Annotated in this window: 13 protein-coding genes; 5 read left to right on the top strand and 8 right to left on the bottom strand. The window is 72.5% G+C overall.

Going from position 1 to position 13192, the window contains the following annotated elements; all coding sequences use genetic code 11:
* The first annotated feature begins 99 nt into the window (after window positions 1–99).
* From DX116_RS17410 to DX116_RS17420, 3 genes are read left to right on the top strand one after another with little or no spacing between them, the layout of a single operon-like run.
* Complete coding sequence (locus tag DX116_RS17410; protein WP_119705445.1) at window positions 100–1539, top strand: flippase; 1440 nt, start codon at window positions 100–102, stop codon at window positions 1537–1539.
* Window positions 1536–3437 (top strand): glycosyltransferase, encoded by a 1902-nt coding sequence (locus tag DX116_RS17415; protein ID WP_119705446.1) that lies wholly within the window; start codon window positions 1536–1538, stop codon window positions 3435–3437. The genes DX116_RS17410 and DX116_RS17415 overlap by 4 nt, the downstream gene beginning before the upstream one ends.
* Window positions 3434–4465 carry a glycosyltransferase family 4 protein gene (locus DX116_RS17420; protein WP_199716113.1) on the top strand — a complete coding sequence of 344 codons (1032 nt, stop codon included), beginning with the start codon at window positions 3434–3436 and terminating at the stop codon, window positions 4463–4465. Before DX116_RS17415 ends, DX116_RS17420 begins: the two co-directional genes overlap by 4 nt.
* Here DX116_RS17420 and DX116_RS17425 read toward each other — a convergent pair.
* Window positions 4422–5534 (bottom strand): glycosyltransferase family 4 protein, encoded by a 1113-nt coding sequence (locus DX116_RS17425; RefSeq protein WP_119705448.1) that lies wholly within the window; start codon window positions 5532–5534, stop codon window positions 4422–4424. The genes DX116_RS17420 and DX116_RS17425 overlap by 44 nt on opposite strands.
* A 42-nt stretch (window positions 5535–5576) precedes the next feature.
* Here DX116_RS17425 and DX116_RS17430 point away from each other — a divergent pair, with 42 nt between their 5' ends.
* Window positions 5577–6035 carry a hypothetical protein gene (locus DX116_RS17430; RefSeq protein WP_147393707.1) on the top strand — a complete coding sequence of 153 codons (459 nt, stop codon included), beginning with the start codon at window positions 5577–5579 and terminating at the stop codon, window positions 6033–6035.
* 10 nt (window positions 6036–6045) lie between these two features.
* On the opposite strand, the gene DX116_RS17435 is transcribed toward DX116_RS17430, so the two are convergent.
* Window positions 6046–7143, bottom strand: a complete 1098-nt coding sequence (locus tag DX116_RS17435) for a transferase (protein WP_199716114.1) — start codon at window positions 7141–7143, stop codon at window positions 6046–6048.
* A 14-nt stretch (window positions 7144–7157) separates the two neighbouring features.
* Here DX116_RS17435 and DX116_RS17440 point away from each other — a divergent pair, with 14 nt between their 5' ends.
* Window positions 7158–7721 carry a dTDP-4-dehydrorhamnose 3,5-epimerase family protein gene (locus DX116_RS17440; protein WP_119705450.1) on the top strand — a complete coding sequence of 188 codons (564 nt, stop codon included), beginning with the start codon at window positions 7158–7160 and terminating at the stop codon, window positions 7719–7721.
* A gap of 17 nt (window positions 7722–7738) precedes the next feature.
* On the opposite strand, the gene DX116_RS17445 is transcribed toward DX116_RS17440, so the two are convergent.
* The 6 genes from DX116_RS17445 to DX116_RS17470 form a co-directional block, all read right to left on the bottom strand.
* Window positions 7739–8764 (bottom strand): NAD-dependent epimerase/dehydratase family protein, encoded by a 1026-nt coding sequence (locus DX116_RS17445; RefSeq protein ID WP_119705451.1) that lies wholly within the window; start codon window positions 8762–8764, stop codon window positions 7739–7741.
* A gap of 1 nt (window position 8765) precedes the next feature.
* The gene (locus DX116_RS17450; RefSeq protein WP_119705452.1) at window positions 8766–9428 is read right to left on the bottom strand and encodes a PIG-L deacetylase family protein; all 663 of its coding nucleotides are present in this window, start codon (window positions 9426–9428) and stop codon (window positions 8766–8768) included.
* On the bottom strand, window positions 9425–10213 hold the full coding sequence (locus DX116_RS17455) for a glycosyltransferase family protein (RefSeq protein ID WP_119705453.1): 789 nt from the start codon (window positions 10211–10213) through the stop codon (window positions 9425–9427). Before DX116_RS17455 ends, DX116_RS17450 begins: the two co-directional genes overlap by 4 nt.
* Window positions 10210–11469 (bottom strand): class I SAM-dependent methyltransferase, encoded by a 1260-nt coding sequence (locus DX116_RS17460; protein WP_119705454.1) that lies wholly within the window; start codon window positions 11467–11469, stop codon window positions 10210–10212. Before DX116_RS17460 ends, DX116_RS17455 begins: the two co-directional genes overlap by 4 nt.
* Window positions 11470–11647: 178 nt before the next feature.
* Window positions 11648–11908, bottom strand: coding sequence for a hypothetical protein (locus DX116_RS17465; RefSeq protein ID WP_119705455.1), 261 nt, complete (start codon window positions 11906–11908; stop codon window positions 11648–11650).
* A 32-nt stretch (window positions 11909–11940) separates the two neighbouring features.
* Complete coding sequence (locus tag DX116_RS17470) at window positions 11941–13107, bottom strand: acyl-CoA dehydrogenase family protein (RefSeq protein WP_119705456.1); 1167 nt, start codon at window positions 13105–13107, stop codon at window positions 11941–11943.
* Window positions 13108–13192 lie beyond the last annotated feature (85 nt).

The raw sequence follows: 13192 nt of genomic DNA on the forward strand, positions 1-13192 counted from the left end.
GCCGAGCTCCCCTCGTCGTCGTCCGGCTCAGAGTCGTCCGGCTCAGACACTACCGCCCCGGCAGGCCATCCAGGGGTCTCGTTGCCGTCCGTCCGGCGCATGGCCGAAGCGTTCGGCTACCAGCTCGTGTTCCGCGTCGTGGGCATGGTGGCCTCGATCGTCACGGTCGCCCTGACGGTCCGTCACCTGGGTGCCGGCTCGTACGGCCACCTCACGACGGCGATCGTGTTCATCAGCCTCTGGACCAGCTTCACCGAGCTCGGCATCGGTGCCGTCGTGGTCCGCCGCGTGACGTCGGGCGGGGGCGACCTCGAGCGTCTCGTGCGCATCAACACGGGCCTGTCGCTGGTCTACGGCGTCCCGCTCACGATCATCGCGACCATCAGCGGCCTCGTGGTCTACTCCGGCGAGGGCCAGGTCGTGATGGTGCTGCCGATCGTCGCGGCCGGGCTGGCGCTCACCACGGTCAGCTCGTGCGTCCAGCCCGTGTTCCTCGCCACGGTGCGGTTCAAGGCCGTCGCCTGGTCGGACGTCGTCAGCCGCCTGCTCAGCCTCGCGGTGACCCTGGTGCTGCTGCAGACGGGGGCGGGCATCGTGTGGTTCGCGGTCGTGCAGGTCGTCCCCCCGCTGGTGGTGCTTGTGGTGCAGGGCGTGGCCGCGTCGCGCATCGTCAGCTGGCGGCCGGTCTTCGCGCTGCGCGAGAGCCTCGACCTGCTGCGCGAGAGCCTGCCGCAGACCGCGGTGCTGGTGATCGGCGTGCTGTACTGGCGCATCGACGGCGTGATGCTCAGCCTGCTCGACACGCCCGCCCAGGTCGGCACCTACTACCTCGCCACTACCTTGGCCTTCACGCTCTCGATCATCCCCACGTTCTTCGCGACGTCGACGCTGTCGACGATGACCGGGCTGTGGGGCCGCGACCGCGACCGCTTCGCGACGTTCACGGCCCGCAGCGTCGAGACGATGATGTTCGTCGGCGCGCCGATCGCGGTGGTCGGTTTGGTGCTGGCCGAACCCATCATGCGGGTGATCGGCTCGGCGGAGTTCGTCGCCGACGGCACGCCGACGCTGGCGGTGCTGTTCGCCGCGGTGGGCGTCACGTTCCTCAACGGCACGGTCAGCCAGGCGCTGTTCGCCTCGCACCAGCAGGCCTTCCTCGTGCGCCTCAACGTCGTGAACCTCGCGATGAACATCGGTCTCAACCTGGTGCTGATCCCGCTCTGGGGAGCCGTCGGCGCGGCCGCTGCCCTGCTGGTGACCGAGCTGATCGGCCAGCTGGTCGCCTCGTGGAAGCTCTCGCGTCACAGCGCCTACCGCACCCCCTGGGCCTTCGCCGTCCGCCTGCTGCTGTCGCTGGCCGCCGCCGCGGGCGTCGCCGCGCTGCTGCGGCCGGCGCCCGTGCTGGCCGCTCTCGCCGCGGCCGGAGTGGCGTACGTGCTGGTCAACGTCGTCCTCGGCCCTGTCAAGGTCCGGACGATCCGCGACATGCTCGACGCGGCGTCCGACGACGCGTCCGACGACGAGGTGCCGGTGCCGTGACCCGTCCCCTCGCCGTGTGCTGCGTCGCCTACCGGACGCCCGAGGCGCTCCGCACATGCCTCGAGTCCCTGGCACGTCACCTGCCCGACGTCCCCGTCCACGTGCACGACAACTCCGCGGCCCACGCCGCCGAGCTCGACGAGGTCGTGCGCGACCACCCCGAGGCGACCTGGAACCGGGGTGGTCCGAACATCGGCTTCGCCGCGGCCGTCAACGCGCTCGCCGCCGAGGTACCGGGGCACGACCTGCTGCTGGTCAACCCCGACGCCGTGCTGCAGGGCCCGCTGACGGCGACGCTGGCCGCGATCCGCACGCCCGGCGTCGCCGCGTCCGCACCGCTCACGCCGCCCACCACCGCCCACGGACGTCCGTGGGACGTCGCCCACCGTCGCGGCGGGGTCGTGCGGGCCCTGGTGTCGGCGGCGGGCTACGCCGAGCAGCTGCGGCGCACCCCGCTGTCCGACCTCTACGCCGACCGCCCGGGCGACGTCGGCGGCTACCTCACGGGTGCCTGCCTCGCGATCGGCCGCGAGGCCTGGGACGCGCTCGGGCCCTTCGACGAGGAGTACTACCTCTACGGCGAGGAGGCCCAGTGGCAGCAGCGGGCCCGCGCCGCAGGATGGCGGCTCGTGCTGGCCGACGAGCCCGGGGTGCTGCACGAGGCCGCCGGCACCGTCGCCTCCGACCCCGTCGCCACCGGACGGTCGCGCGACCTGCTGCGCACCAACGTCGCCCTGCAGATCGAGCAGGCCTCGAGCGCCCGCCGCGGCGACCTCTACCTGGCCGGCACCTCGGTCCTCGACCGCCTGCAGCGGTCGAAGCGCCGCACCCGCGCGGCCACCGCGCCCGGCGACCGGCCGGCGGTCGTGCTGACGATCAACCGCCTGGTCTACGGCGGTGCGGAACGGCACCACGTCGTCCTGGCGACCGAGCTCGTGCGCCGCGGCTACGACGTCACGATCGTCGCGATGCAGCGGTTCGGCCCGTTGATCGCCGAGGTGCCGCACGCCGTCAGGGTCGTCCGCCAGCCGTGGTGGGCCCCCGCCGTCGACCTGCCCCCGGGGCCTGCCGTCGTCATCACGGGAGACACCAACACCGAGACCGGCTTCGGCACCCTGTGGCGGCGGCGTCGCGTCGACCGGCGCTGGCTCGTCGGCGCGCACGTCCCGCCCGAGCCGTCCGGTGCCACGTACTCCCCCGGGCTGGCGCGCGCCATGCGGCGGGCCGACGGATTCGTCGCCCTCTCGCCGCGCCACCGCGAGGAGGTGTCGGCGCACCAGCGGGTCGCCCGGCGCTGGTTCGTGGCCCCCAACGGCGTCGCGCACGTCGGCGGGCTGGCCGACGTGCCCGCACGCCGTGCCCACCAGGGCCCGCTCCGACTCGTCATGATGTCGCGCATCGTCGAGCTCAAGAACCCGCACCTGCTCGTGGCGGCCCTCGACGGTCTCCGCGACCGCGACTGGACCCTCGACATCTTCGGCGACGGACCCGATCGCGCTCGTCTCGAGGCGTTGACCCCTCCCGACCTGCGCGACCGCGTCCGGTGGCGCGGCTGGTCGCCCGGCCCCGACCACGCCTTCGCCGACGCCGACCTCGTGTGCCTGCCCAGCCGCTCCGAGGCCTTCCCCCTCACGATCCTCGAGGCCATGGCCCGCCACCTGCCCGTGATGGCCTCGGCGACCTGCGCCGTGCCCGACATGCTCGACCACGGTCGCGCGGGGATCGTGGTCGACGACGTCACGGTCGAGGGCTGGCGCGCCGCCCTCGCGACGGTGCTCGACGACCCGTCCGACCTCTCCGCCATCGCCTCACGCGGCCTGGAGCGCATGCGCGACCACTACACGATCGAGTCGATGGCCGATGCCTACGAGCAGGCGATCACGGAGGTGCTGTCATGAGGGTGCTCTGGTTGTCCCCGTGGATGCGTCCCCTGGCGCGCATCCACGCCGACGCGTTGCGGTCGGTCGGCCACGAGGTGCGCCTCGTGACGTCCGACCAGCACCCCGAGTCGGGCCCGGCCCGCGACGACGAGTGGGTGCTCGACCCCCGGCCCAAGCAGGCCTCGACGTACCGGCCGTTCTGGCGGGTGCAGCGCGAGGTGCGTGCCTACGCCCCCGACGTCGTGGTCGCCGAGCTCGTGCGCGACCCGCGCTGGCTCGCGCTGGCCACCGGTGCGCCGCGCATCGACGTGGTCCACGACGACCGGCCCCACGACGCCGGCGAGCAGCTGCCGCGGTGGGAGCGGACACTCTTCGACCGCTGGCGCTCCCGCGCCGACCTGACGATCTTCTTCAGCGAGTTCGTCGCCGACCAGGTCGACCGTCCGCTCCGGGCGCTCGTGCCGCTCAGCAGCGACGTCGCCGACGCCGACGTCCCGGGCCTCGTCGATGCCGCCGGCCGCCGCGACTTCGTCCTGAGCGGACGCCTCAACGGCTACAAGAACATCCCCGTGGCCCTCGAGGCGTGGCGCCTGCACCGCGACGGGCCCCACTTCCGGGGCGACGAGCTCGTGCTGATCGGCGACGGCGAGCTGCCGGACGACCTGCCGCCCGGCGTGCGGTGGCAGCGTGGGCCGTTCAGGTACGCCGACCAGCTCGACACGCTCGCCCGGGCCAAGGCCTCGTTGGTGCACTACCGCCGAGCCACGCAGAGCGGGGTGCAGGTGCTCGCGATGCAGCTCGGCGTCATGCCGATCGTCTCGCCCGAGGGCGCCCTGCCCGAGCTGCAGCCTTTGGGCGGACCGGTCGTCGACGTCGACGACGTCCGCTCGCTCGCCGGCGTCATCGACGCGCTGGCCGATCCCGAGCACGCCGCGCGTCAGGGGCGGGCCGCCCGCGAGGCCTACCTGCGGCGGCACAGCCGTCCGCACGTCGCCCAGGCGCTCAGCGCCGCTGTCGGACTCGCCGTCTCGTCGCGTCGAGGCTGAGCCACAGCTCGGTCAGGTCGTCGTACCAGTGGCTGACGTCGAAGGCGCGCGACCGCACCTGGGCCGCGGTCGCGATGCTCCGGCGCAGCTCGACGTCGACGACCATCCGCCGCATCGCGTCGCTGAGGGCCGCGACGTCGCCGGGTGCGACGAGCAGCCCCTCGACCCCGTCGCCCACCACGTTCGGGATGCCGCCGACCGGGCTGACCACCGGGGCGAGCCCGTGCGCCATCGCCTCGAGCATCGCCATCGGGAGCCCCTCCTCGTAGCTGGGCAGCAGGAACACCTGCGACGTGCGCATGAGGAGGTCGCGCTCGACGGGTGACTGCCAGCCGCGGACCTCGACGACGTCGTCGACGCCGGCGGCGCGCACGGCCGCCCGCACCTCGTCGACCTCCCCGTCCCCGGCGAGCACGACGTGCAGGTGCGAGCGGACGTCGGCGGCCAGCAGGGCGACCGCGGCGACGACGTCGTAGCTGCCCTTGCGGTGGCCGAGCCTGCCCAGCGAGACGGCACGCACGACGTCGTCGGACGAGACCGAGCTGGCCGGCACCGCCGGCGCCACGACGGGGTTGTGCAGCACCCGGATGCGCTCGACGTCCATCGCCAGCCGCGAGCCGAACTCGTCGACGTGCCGGGTCGCGAGCACGAGCCAGCGGTCGGCCCTGACGGCCCGGCGCACCAAGGCCTGGACGACGCGCGGCAGGCCGTCGAACCAGCCCGCGAAGTCGTAGCTGTGCTCGTGGACGATCGTGGCCGTGCCACGCAGCCGGGCGACCGCCAGCGGCAGCGACTTGCGCACCACGCTGCCCCCGTGGGCGAGGTGGACGTGCAGCACGTCGACGCGGCCGCACACGATGAGGGCCGAGGCGAGCATCATCCCCCGCACGCCCAGCAGCGTGCGACGGAACCTCCCGTGGTCGGCGTACGTCGGCACGACGCGGATGCTGACGCGCGGATCGGGGTGGGCCGCCATCAGGGTCAGCACCGACGCCATCCCCCCGCGGCTGTGGGCCGACAGGGGTGCGGGACCGATCGTCAGCACCTTGACGGGTCGCGGGTCGCTCATCGGCTCGTCCCCCCTTGTGAGCGCCGACCTAGCATGGGACCCATGCGACGGACGGCTGCGCGACGAGCCGGGCACGCGGTCGAGATGGTGCCGGCCGCGGCCCGCATCTGGGTACGCCGAGCGCGCCGTCGCACCACCGCGCGCCCCGTGCCCGAGCCCGTCTGGTCGGCCGACACCTCACGCGGGGTGCTCGAGCTGAGGCCCGCGCAGGCGCAGGCGCTGCTGGCTGACCTGCTCGTCGGGCGGGTGGCGTGCCGTGTCGACGGGGGCACGGCGACGGCCGAGTGCGAGTGCGACGTGCCCGACGACCTCGTGGCCGACGTCGTCGACCTCGTGGTGTCGTCGGTCCGGGAGATCGTCCGACGGGTCGCCTGGTTCGTCCCGGTCGGCGACGCCGCCCTCGAGACGACGTTGGTCGCGGCCGGCTTCACCTGCGAGGGCTGGGCCGCTCCCCCGGTGGGCGACCGGCGCCCGCACCGGCAGTGGGCGCTGCTCACCTGACCGGACGACGTCACGACCGCCCCCGCACGACCCAGCGTCCCGCGAGCTGCGGGTACGACGTCTCGAGCTCGGGCAGCAGGTCGGGCAGCGTGAGCAGCACCAGGTCGGGCGATGCGGCGACCAGCTCGTCGGGCGAGATGATCGGCACGTCGGTGCCGGGCATCCGGCGCCCCTGCTTGCCGGGCGAGGCGTCGGCGACGGCCTCGAGCAGCCGGCTGTCGACCCGCGCCAGACCCAGCTGTGCGACGGCGACGGAGGCGGCGCCGTAGCCCATGACGCGCTGGCCCTCCTCGCTGCGGGACGCGAGCCACTGCCGCAGGCCCGTGACGTCGCGGTCGACGACGTCCTGCAGGCCGGAGACCACGTCGGGGTCGGTGACGCCGAGCCGGCTCTCGTCGTCCAGCATCGCCGCGACGTCGGACGGTGCCGCGTGCCGGCCGTGGCGCGCCGCGGCGAGCACCGTGCCGCCGTAGAGGTCGAACGACTCGACGCCCGCGAGCGACATGTCGACGTCGGACAGCAGCCGCTGCAGCGACGTCAGCGAGTAGTAGGCGGCGTGGCCGTGCCGCAGCGACGTCCACTGCTCGAGGCGGACGATCGCGGCGAGGGAGTGGAACTGCACGAGCAGGACGCCGTCGGGCTCGGTCGCCTCGGCCCGCGCCTGCCACGCGGCCCGCTGGTCGGGCTCGTGCATGACGCCGAAGCTGTCGAGCACCACCGATGCGCGGCCGGACGTCTCGACGTGCCCGCGCCCCGTCACCAGCGGCACCCACGTGCCGCCGTGGGGGCTCGGGAACTCGCGCACCGTCGCACCCGGCAGCCAGCCACGACTCGCGGCGACCGCCACGGCGCGCTCGGCCTGCTCGACGAGGGCGCGGGGCTCGACGCCGAGCGGCTGCTCGGCGGCGGTGTCGTCGTGGGCGATCTGCGCCAGGCCGCAGGAACGGCACAGCGCCATCGCGAGCGGGTGACGCTCGTCGGCCGCGGGATCGCCCTCGGGCGCCCTCGTGACCGGAGGGAAGGTGTCGGCGGCCGGGACGCTGCCGAGGTCGAGCACGATCGCGGTCTCGTGCGAGCCGCACGCGCAGCACGTGGGAGGCATCGTCATGGCAGCATGACCCCATGCGCGTCGACGGCACGTCCCTGCACGAGGTCCTGCTGATGACGCCCGAGGCGTTCCACGACGACCGCGGCTGGTTCACCCGCACCTTCGACACCGCGATCTTCGACCAGGCCGCCGTCGACGCCGGCATCGACGTCCGCTCGGGCGACTTCACCCAGGACTCGCAGTCGCGGTCGCGTCGCGGCGTCGTGCGCGGCATGCACGGACGGGGCGGGCGCGGTGAGGCCAAGCTCGTGCGGTGTGCCCGCGGCTCGGTCGTCGACGTGCTGGTCGACATCCGGCCGGGCTCGCCGACCTTCGGCCAGCAGGCGATGTTTGAGCTCGACGACGAACTCCACGCGCACCTGTACGTCCCGCCCGGCTTCCTGCACGGGTTCCAGGTGACGAGCGAGTGGGCCGACGTCTGCTATCGCATCGACCGCCCGCACGAGCCCGGCGAGGACCTCGGGGTCGCGCACGACGACCCCGACCTCGGCATCGCGTGGCCCGACCCGGTCACGGTGGTGTCGCAGCGCGACCGGTCGGCCGGTTCGTGGGCGACCCTGCGGGCGACGCTCGTCTGACCTCGTGGCTCCGGCCCTCATGGGAGCGTGGGCCTCATGCTCTCGTCGAGCGTGCCCTCGGCCTGACGACGGGTGAGCACGGCGAGCCGCGTGAACCGCTGGTCGAACGACTCCTGCGTGAGGCCGTGGCGCGTGTAGTGCTCGAACAGCTCGGCGGCGCCGTCGGCGATCGACCAGGTGGCGTCGTACCCCGGCAGGATCGAGCGGATCAGCGAGAAGTCGACGCGGTACGACCGCGGATCGGCACCGGTCTCGCCGGTGATCGACAGGCGTGAGCCGGGCACCGTGTCGGCGACGGCCTGTGCGATCTCGGCGACCGTGACGTTGTTGGCCTCGGTGCCGACGTTGAAGGCACGGTCGTGGACGTCGCCGGACGGCGCGTCGAGGGTGCGGATGAAGGCCGAGGCGATGTCGCGGGCGTGCACCAGCGGACGCCACGGCGTGCCGTCCGACAGCACCTTGACCTCGCCGGTGAGCACCGCGTGCCCGACCAGGTTGTTGAGCACGATGTCGGCACGGAGCCGCGGGGAGAAGCCGAACGCCGTCGCGTTGCGCAGGTACGACGGGTGGAAGCCGTCGTCGGCCATCGCGCTGACGTCGGCCTCGACGCGCACCTTGCTCTCGGCGTAGGGGGTCAGCGGACGCAGCGGGGCGTCCTCGGTGACGAGGTCGTCGCCGGCCGAGCCGTAGACCGAGCAGGTCGACGCGTAGAGGAACCGCGAGACGCCCGCCTGCTTGGCGGCCCGGGCCAGGCGCACGGAGGCCGCGTGGTTGATGTCGTAGGTGATCTCGGGGGCCAGCGCACCGAGCGGGTCGTTGGAGAGCGCCGCCAGGTGGATCACGGCGTCGAAACCCGCCAGGTGCTGGGGCGTGACGTCGCGCAGGTCGACCGCGAGGGTCTCGGGGTCGTGCGGGGCCGGCCCGATGACGCAGTCGGCGAACAGACCCGTGTCGAGGCCCGTCACGTCGTGCCCCGCCTCGGCGAGCAGCGGCGCCATGACGGTGCCGAGGTATCCCTGGTGTCCGGTGAGAAGGACCTTCATGTCAGCTGGCTCCTGTGAGACGACGATCGGTGAGGGTGAGGACGAGCTTCTCGACGACGAACGCCTCGGCGTGCTCGTGGTGGCACTGCACGCCGCGCAGGCGCATCAACGCGGCGAAGGCAGCCTCGTCGTACCAGTCCTTCGACTGCTGCGACGCGTACGACGACATCAGCACGCGCAGCTTCTCGGCGGCGACGGCGGGCTCGAGCGGGTGGATGAGCACGGGCTGCGGGGTGTCGGTCTCCCACTTGAGGATCTCGTAGCCGAGGATCAGGTGGTCGCGGAACTCGGTCGGTGCCAGCTCGGCGACGAGCCGGTGGTCCTGGTGGGCGTCGTTGCGCTGCGGCGCGAACACCAGGTCGGCGTCGCCGGCGCGGGCGAACTCACCCATCGCGTCCTTGATGCGATCCCAGTGGGCGGGCGCCCGGCCGTCGGGCAGGTCGAGGATCGTCAGGTCGACATCGCCGGCCAAGGCGGCCAGGGCGGCGCGCTCCTCGGCCTCGCGCGGCGTGCCCGCACCGCCGAGCACCAGGGCCCGCACGCGCACGTCGGGGTAGGTCTGCTTGAGGGTCAGCAGCGTGCCGCCCATGCCGATCGCGAGGTCGTCGCAGTGGGCCGCCAGCAGGGCGACCTCGCGGACGTCGCCCAGGCCGAGACCGATCATGCGGTCACACCGCGGTCCTCCCACACGGCCCACGGGCGCGTTCCGTCGGAGTACGCGGCGTCGAGCTCGGCCCGCTCCTTGAACGTGTCGGCTGGCTTCCAGAAGCCGTCGTAGCGGTAGCCGTAGAGCTTGCCCTGCGCCGCGAGCGCCGTGCAGGCGTCGGCGACCAGGTCGCCGTTCTCGGGCAGGTGGTCGAACACCTCCTGCGACAGCACGAAGTAGCCGCCGTTCTCGCCGAGCGGCAGGTCGCTGACGGGCGAGATGCCCGTGACCCCGCCACCGTCGGCGACGTCGACGATGTGGAACGACGACTGCGGCGGCACGACGATCATCGACGCCGCGGCACCGAAGTCGTGGAACTCCTTGATCATCGCGTCGAGCGGCGCGTCGCACAGGACGTCGGCGTAGTTGGCGAGGAAGAACTCGTCACCCTTCAGGTGCGGACGGACGCGACGAAGACGCTCGCCGATCGGCGTCTCGAGGCCTGTGTCGACGAACGTGATCGACCAGTCGCTGATGTCGGTCGACAACAGCTCGACCTTGCCGTCGCGCAGCACGAAGTCGTTGGACTCGGTCTCGGAGTACGTCGTGAAGAACTCCTTGATCTGCTTGGCGCCGTAGCCCAGGCACAGCACGAACTCGGTGTGGCCGAAGTGCGCGTAGTAGCGCATGACGTGCCAGATCAGCGGTCGCGGACCGACCATCTGGAGCGGCTTGGGGATGACGTCGGCGTCGCCGTTGCGCATGCGCATGCCGTAGCCGCCGCAGAAGAGCACGACCTTCATGACAGGACCTCCGTGGGAGTGGTGGCCGCAGGGGCCGGGACCGTGTGGACGTGCGGCAGGGGCACGACGATCTCGCCGCCCCACTCGCGGACGTACGAGAGCTGGGCCGCGATCTCGGTCTCGAGGTTCCAGGGCAGCACCAGCACGACGTCGGGACGGTCGTCCGCGATGCGCTCGGGCGCGTGGATCGGGATGCGCGTGCCGGGGGTGAACCGGCCGTGCTTGTAGGGGTTGCGGTCGACCGTGTACTCGAGCAGGTCGGGCCGGATGCCGCAGTAGTTGAGCAGGGTGTTGCCCTTGCCCGGGGCGCCGTATCCGACGACCCGCTTGCCGTCGGCCTTCGCGTCGAGCAGGTAGCGCAGCAGCTCCTGGCGCACCGACTGCGAGCGCGGCTCGAGGTCGAGGTAGCCCTCGACGGCGTGCAGCCCGGCCGCCTCCTCCTCGGCCAGCGCGTCGGCGACGGCCCGGCTCGGCTCGCCGGCGACCTCCGCCGGCTGGGCCCACACGCGGATGGAGCCGCCGTGCGTGGGCACGAGGTCGACGTCGACGACCGTCAGGCCCGCCGTCGCGAGCGCACGGCTGATCGACAGCACGGTGTAGTACTGGAAGTGCTCGTGGTAGACCGTGTCGAACTGACCCAGTGCGACGAGGTTGAGCGCGTGGTGCACCTCGATGCTGACCCAGCCGTCGTCGGCGGTCAGCGTCCGCAACGCCCGGCTGAAGCCGAGCAGGTCGGGGATGTGGGCGTAGACGTTGTTGGCCACGACCAGCGACGCTGGACCCCGCTCGGCGACGACCTCGTCGGCCACGTTCTCGTCGAGGAACGTCGTCAGCGTCGGCACGCCGCGCTCGCGCGCCGCCTCGCCGACGTTGACCGAGGGCTCGATGCCGAGGCACGGGATGCCGGCCGCGACGACGTGCTGCAGCAGGTAGCCGTCGTTGCTGGCGACCTCGATCACCGAGCTGTCGGACGTCAGGCCCAGGCGCTCGATCGCGTCGGCGACGAAGGCCCGTGCGTGCTCGACCCAGGAGTCGGAGAACGAGGAGTAGTACGCGTAGTCGACGAAGGTCTCCTCGGGCAGGATCAGCGCGGGGATCTGCAGCAGCAGGCAGTCCTCGCACAGCCGCAGGTGCAAGGGGTACGTCGGCTCGGGCAGGTCGAGGGCGTCCTGGGTGAGGAACAGCTCGCACGGAGGGGTGGCCCCGAGGTCGAGGACGCTCCTGAGGCGGGCGGACCCGCACAGACGACACGACACGACAGCCTCCGAGCACTCGTTGGTCGAGCGATCCGGTGCCGCTCACCAGACGAGAGGCTGCACCACGTCTCCTATGACGGCGGGCTCCGGTGAACACCGTGTGCCGTCCCGTCGTGCGCGGTGACCCGGTCGCTCGACCTACCGTCGCGGGAGGCGAGACGCGGGGCGACGCCCTCGGCTACTCGCCGGCCGTCCGGCCGGGGCGCCGCAGCCAGCGCACGAGCATGACGCCCGCCAGCACGAGCACGTAGAGCACCACGACCGCGAGGGCCCAGATCGCCACCTCGCCGCCCGTCGGTCGCAGCGCGGACAGCTCGTCGGTGCCCGGCTCGCTCGCGTCGGGCGGCACCAGGGTCAGCCCGAGGGACGTCACCACCAGCAGGACGGTGATGACGACCGACAGCACCAGCGGGCTGCGCACGGCGCGGACGAACGACATCGGGCGATCGTAGCGCCGGGTCGGCCGCCGACCTACTCGACCGGCAGGCCGAGGCTGCGGGCGATGAGCATGCGCTGCACCTCGGAGGTGCCCTCGCCGATCTCGAGGATCTTGGCGTCGCGGTAGAAGCGGGCGACCGGGTACTCCTCCATGAAGCCGTAGCCGCCGAACACCTGCGTCGCGATGCGCGTGGCCGTCACGGCGGACTCGGACGTGAACAGCTTCGCGATCGAAGCGGCCTGCTTGAACTCCTTGGCCGGCGCGCCGGCGTCCTTCAGCGCGGCCGCCTGGTAGGTCAGCGCCCGCCCTGCCCTCAGCATCGTGGCGATGTCGGCGATCTGGAAGGCGACGCCCTGCTTGGTGCCGATCGGCTTGCCGAACGTCGTCCGCTCGCCCGCGTACTGCACGCACAGGTCGAGGCAGGCCTGCATGCAGCCGACGCCGAGCGCCGAGATGGCCACGCGTCCGTCGTCGAGCGTCGCCAGGAACTGGGCGTAGCCGCGCCCGCGCTCGCCCAGCAGGTGGTCGGCCGGCACCCGGGCGTCGCTGAACGACAACGGGTGGGTGTCGGAGATGTGCCAGCCGAGCTTGTCGTAGGGCGCCTCGGCGACGAAGCCCGGCGTGCCGGCCGGCAGCATGATCGCCGAGATCTCGGGCGATCCGTTCTCGCGGGTGCCGGTGCGGGCGGTGACCGTCACGACCGACGTGATCTCGCTGCCCGAGTTGGTGATGAACTGCTTGGAGCCGTTGACGACCCACTCGTCGCCGTCGAGGACGGCCTTGGTCTTGGTCGCCGAGGCATCCGATCCGGCCCCCGGCTCGGTCAGGCCGAATCCCGCCAGCGCGCGGCCGGCCACGAGGTCGGGCAGCCAGCGCTGCTTCTGCTCGTCGGTGCCGTACTCGAGGATCGGGGTGATGCCGAGGCCCACCCCGGCCTGCAGCGTGATGCCGATCGACTGGTCGACGCGTCCGAGCTCCTCGATCGCCACGCACAGCGACGTGAAGTCGCCGCCGGAGCCGCCGAACTCCTCGGGCGCCGTCAGGCCGAACAGACCGAGGTCACCCATCGAGCGGACGACGTCGAGCGGGAAGTGGTGCGCCTTGTCCCACTCGGCGACGTGCGGCGCGACCTCGCTCTCGGCGAACTCGCGGACGCTGCGACGGAAGGTCTCGTGCTCGGGCGACAAGGCGAAGGTCATGTCCCGATGTTAACAACCGTTAACCTCTCTCGGCAATCGGGACGTAAGCAACCTCATATGACGTCCAACTAATCGACGCCCTAGA

Source organism: Aeromicrobium endophyticum (assembly GCF_003586285.1).
Lineage (GTDB): Bacteria > Actinomycetota > Actinomycetes > Propionibacteriales > Nocardioidaceae > Aeromicrobium > Aeromicrobium endophyticum.

Bases quoted from the DNA above. Each gene is read 5' to 3' on its own strand.
- DX116_RS17450 (WP_119705452.1), bottom strand. From the start codon at position 9,428: ATGATCGGTCTCGGCCTGGGCGACGTCCGCGAGGTCGCCCTGCTGGCG.
- DX116_RS17465 (WP_119705455.1), bottom strand. From the start codon at position 11,908: ATGTCGTTCGTCCGCGCCGTGCGCAGCCCGCTGGTGCTGTCGGTCGTC.
- DX116_RS17430 (WP_147393707.1), top strand. From the start codon at position 5,577: ATGCGACGGACGGCTGCGCGACGAGCCGGGCACGCGGTCGAGATGGTG.
- DX116_RS17440 (WP_119705450.1), top strand. From the start codon at position 7,158: ATGCGCGTCGACGGCACGTCCCTGCACGAGGTCCTGCTGATGACGCCC.
- DX116_RS17420 (WP_199716113.1), top strand. From the start codon at position 3,434: ATGAGGGTGCTCTGGTTGTCCCCGTGGATGCGTCCCCTGGCGCGCATC.
- DX116_RS17470 (WP_119705456.1), bottom strand. From the start codon at position 13,107: ATGACCTTCGCCTTGTCGCCCGAGCACGAGACCTTCCGTCGCAGCGTC.
- DX116_RS17410 (WP_119705445.1), top strand. From the start codon at position 100: ATGGCCGAAGCGTTCGGCTACCAGCTCGTGTTCCGCGTCGTGGGCATG.
- DX116_RS17455 (WP_119705453.1), bottom strand. From the start codon at position 10,213: ATGAAGGTCGTGCTCTTCTGCGGCGGCTACGGCATGCGCATGCGCAAC.
- DX116_RS17425 (WP_119705448.1), bottom strand. From the start codon at position 5,534: ATGAGCGACCCGCGACCCGTCAAGGTGCTGACGATCGGTCCCGCACCC.
- DX116_RS17445 (WP_119705451.1), bottom strand. From the start codon at position 8,764: ATGAAGGTCCTTCTCACCGGACACCAGGGATACCTCGGCACCGTCATG.
- DX116_RS17435 (WP_199716114.1), bottom strand. From the start codon at position 7,143: ATGACGATGCCTCCCACGTGCTGCGCGTGCGGCTCGCACGAGACCGCG.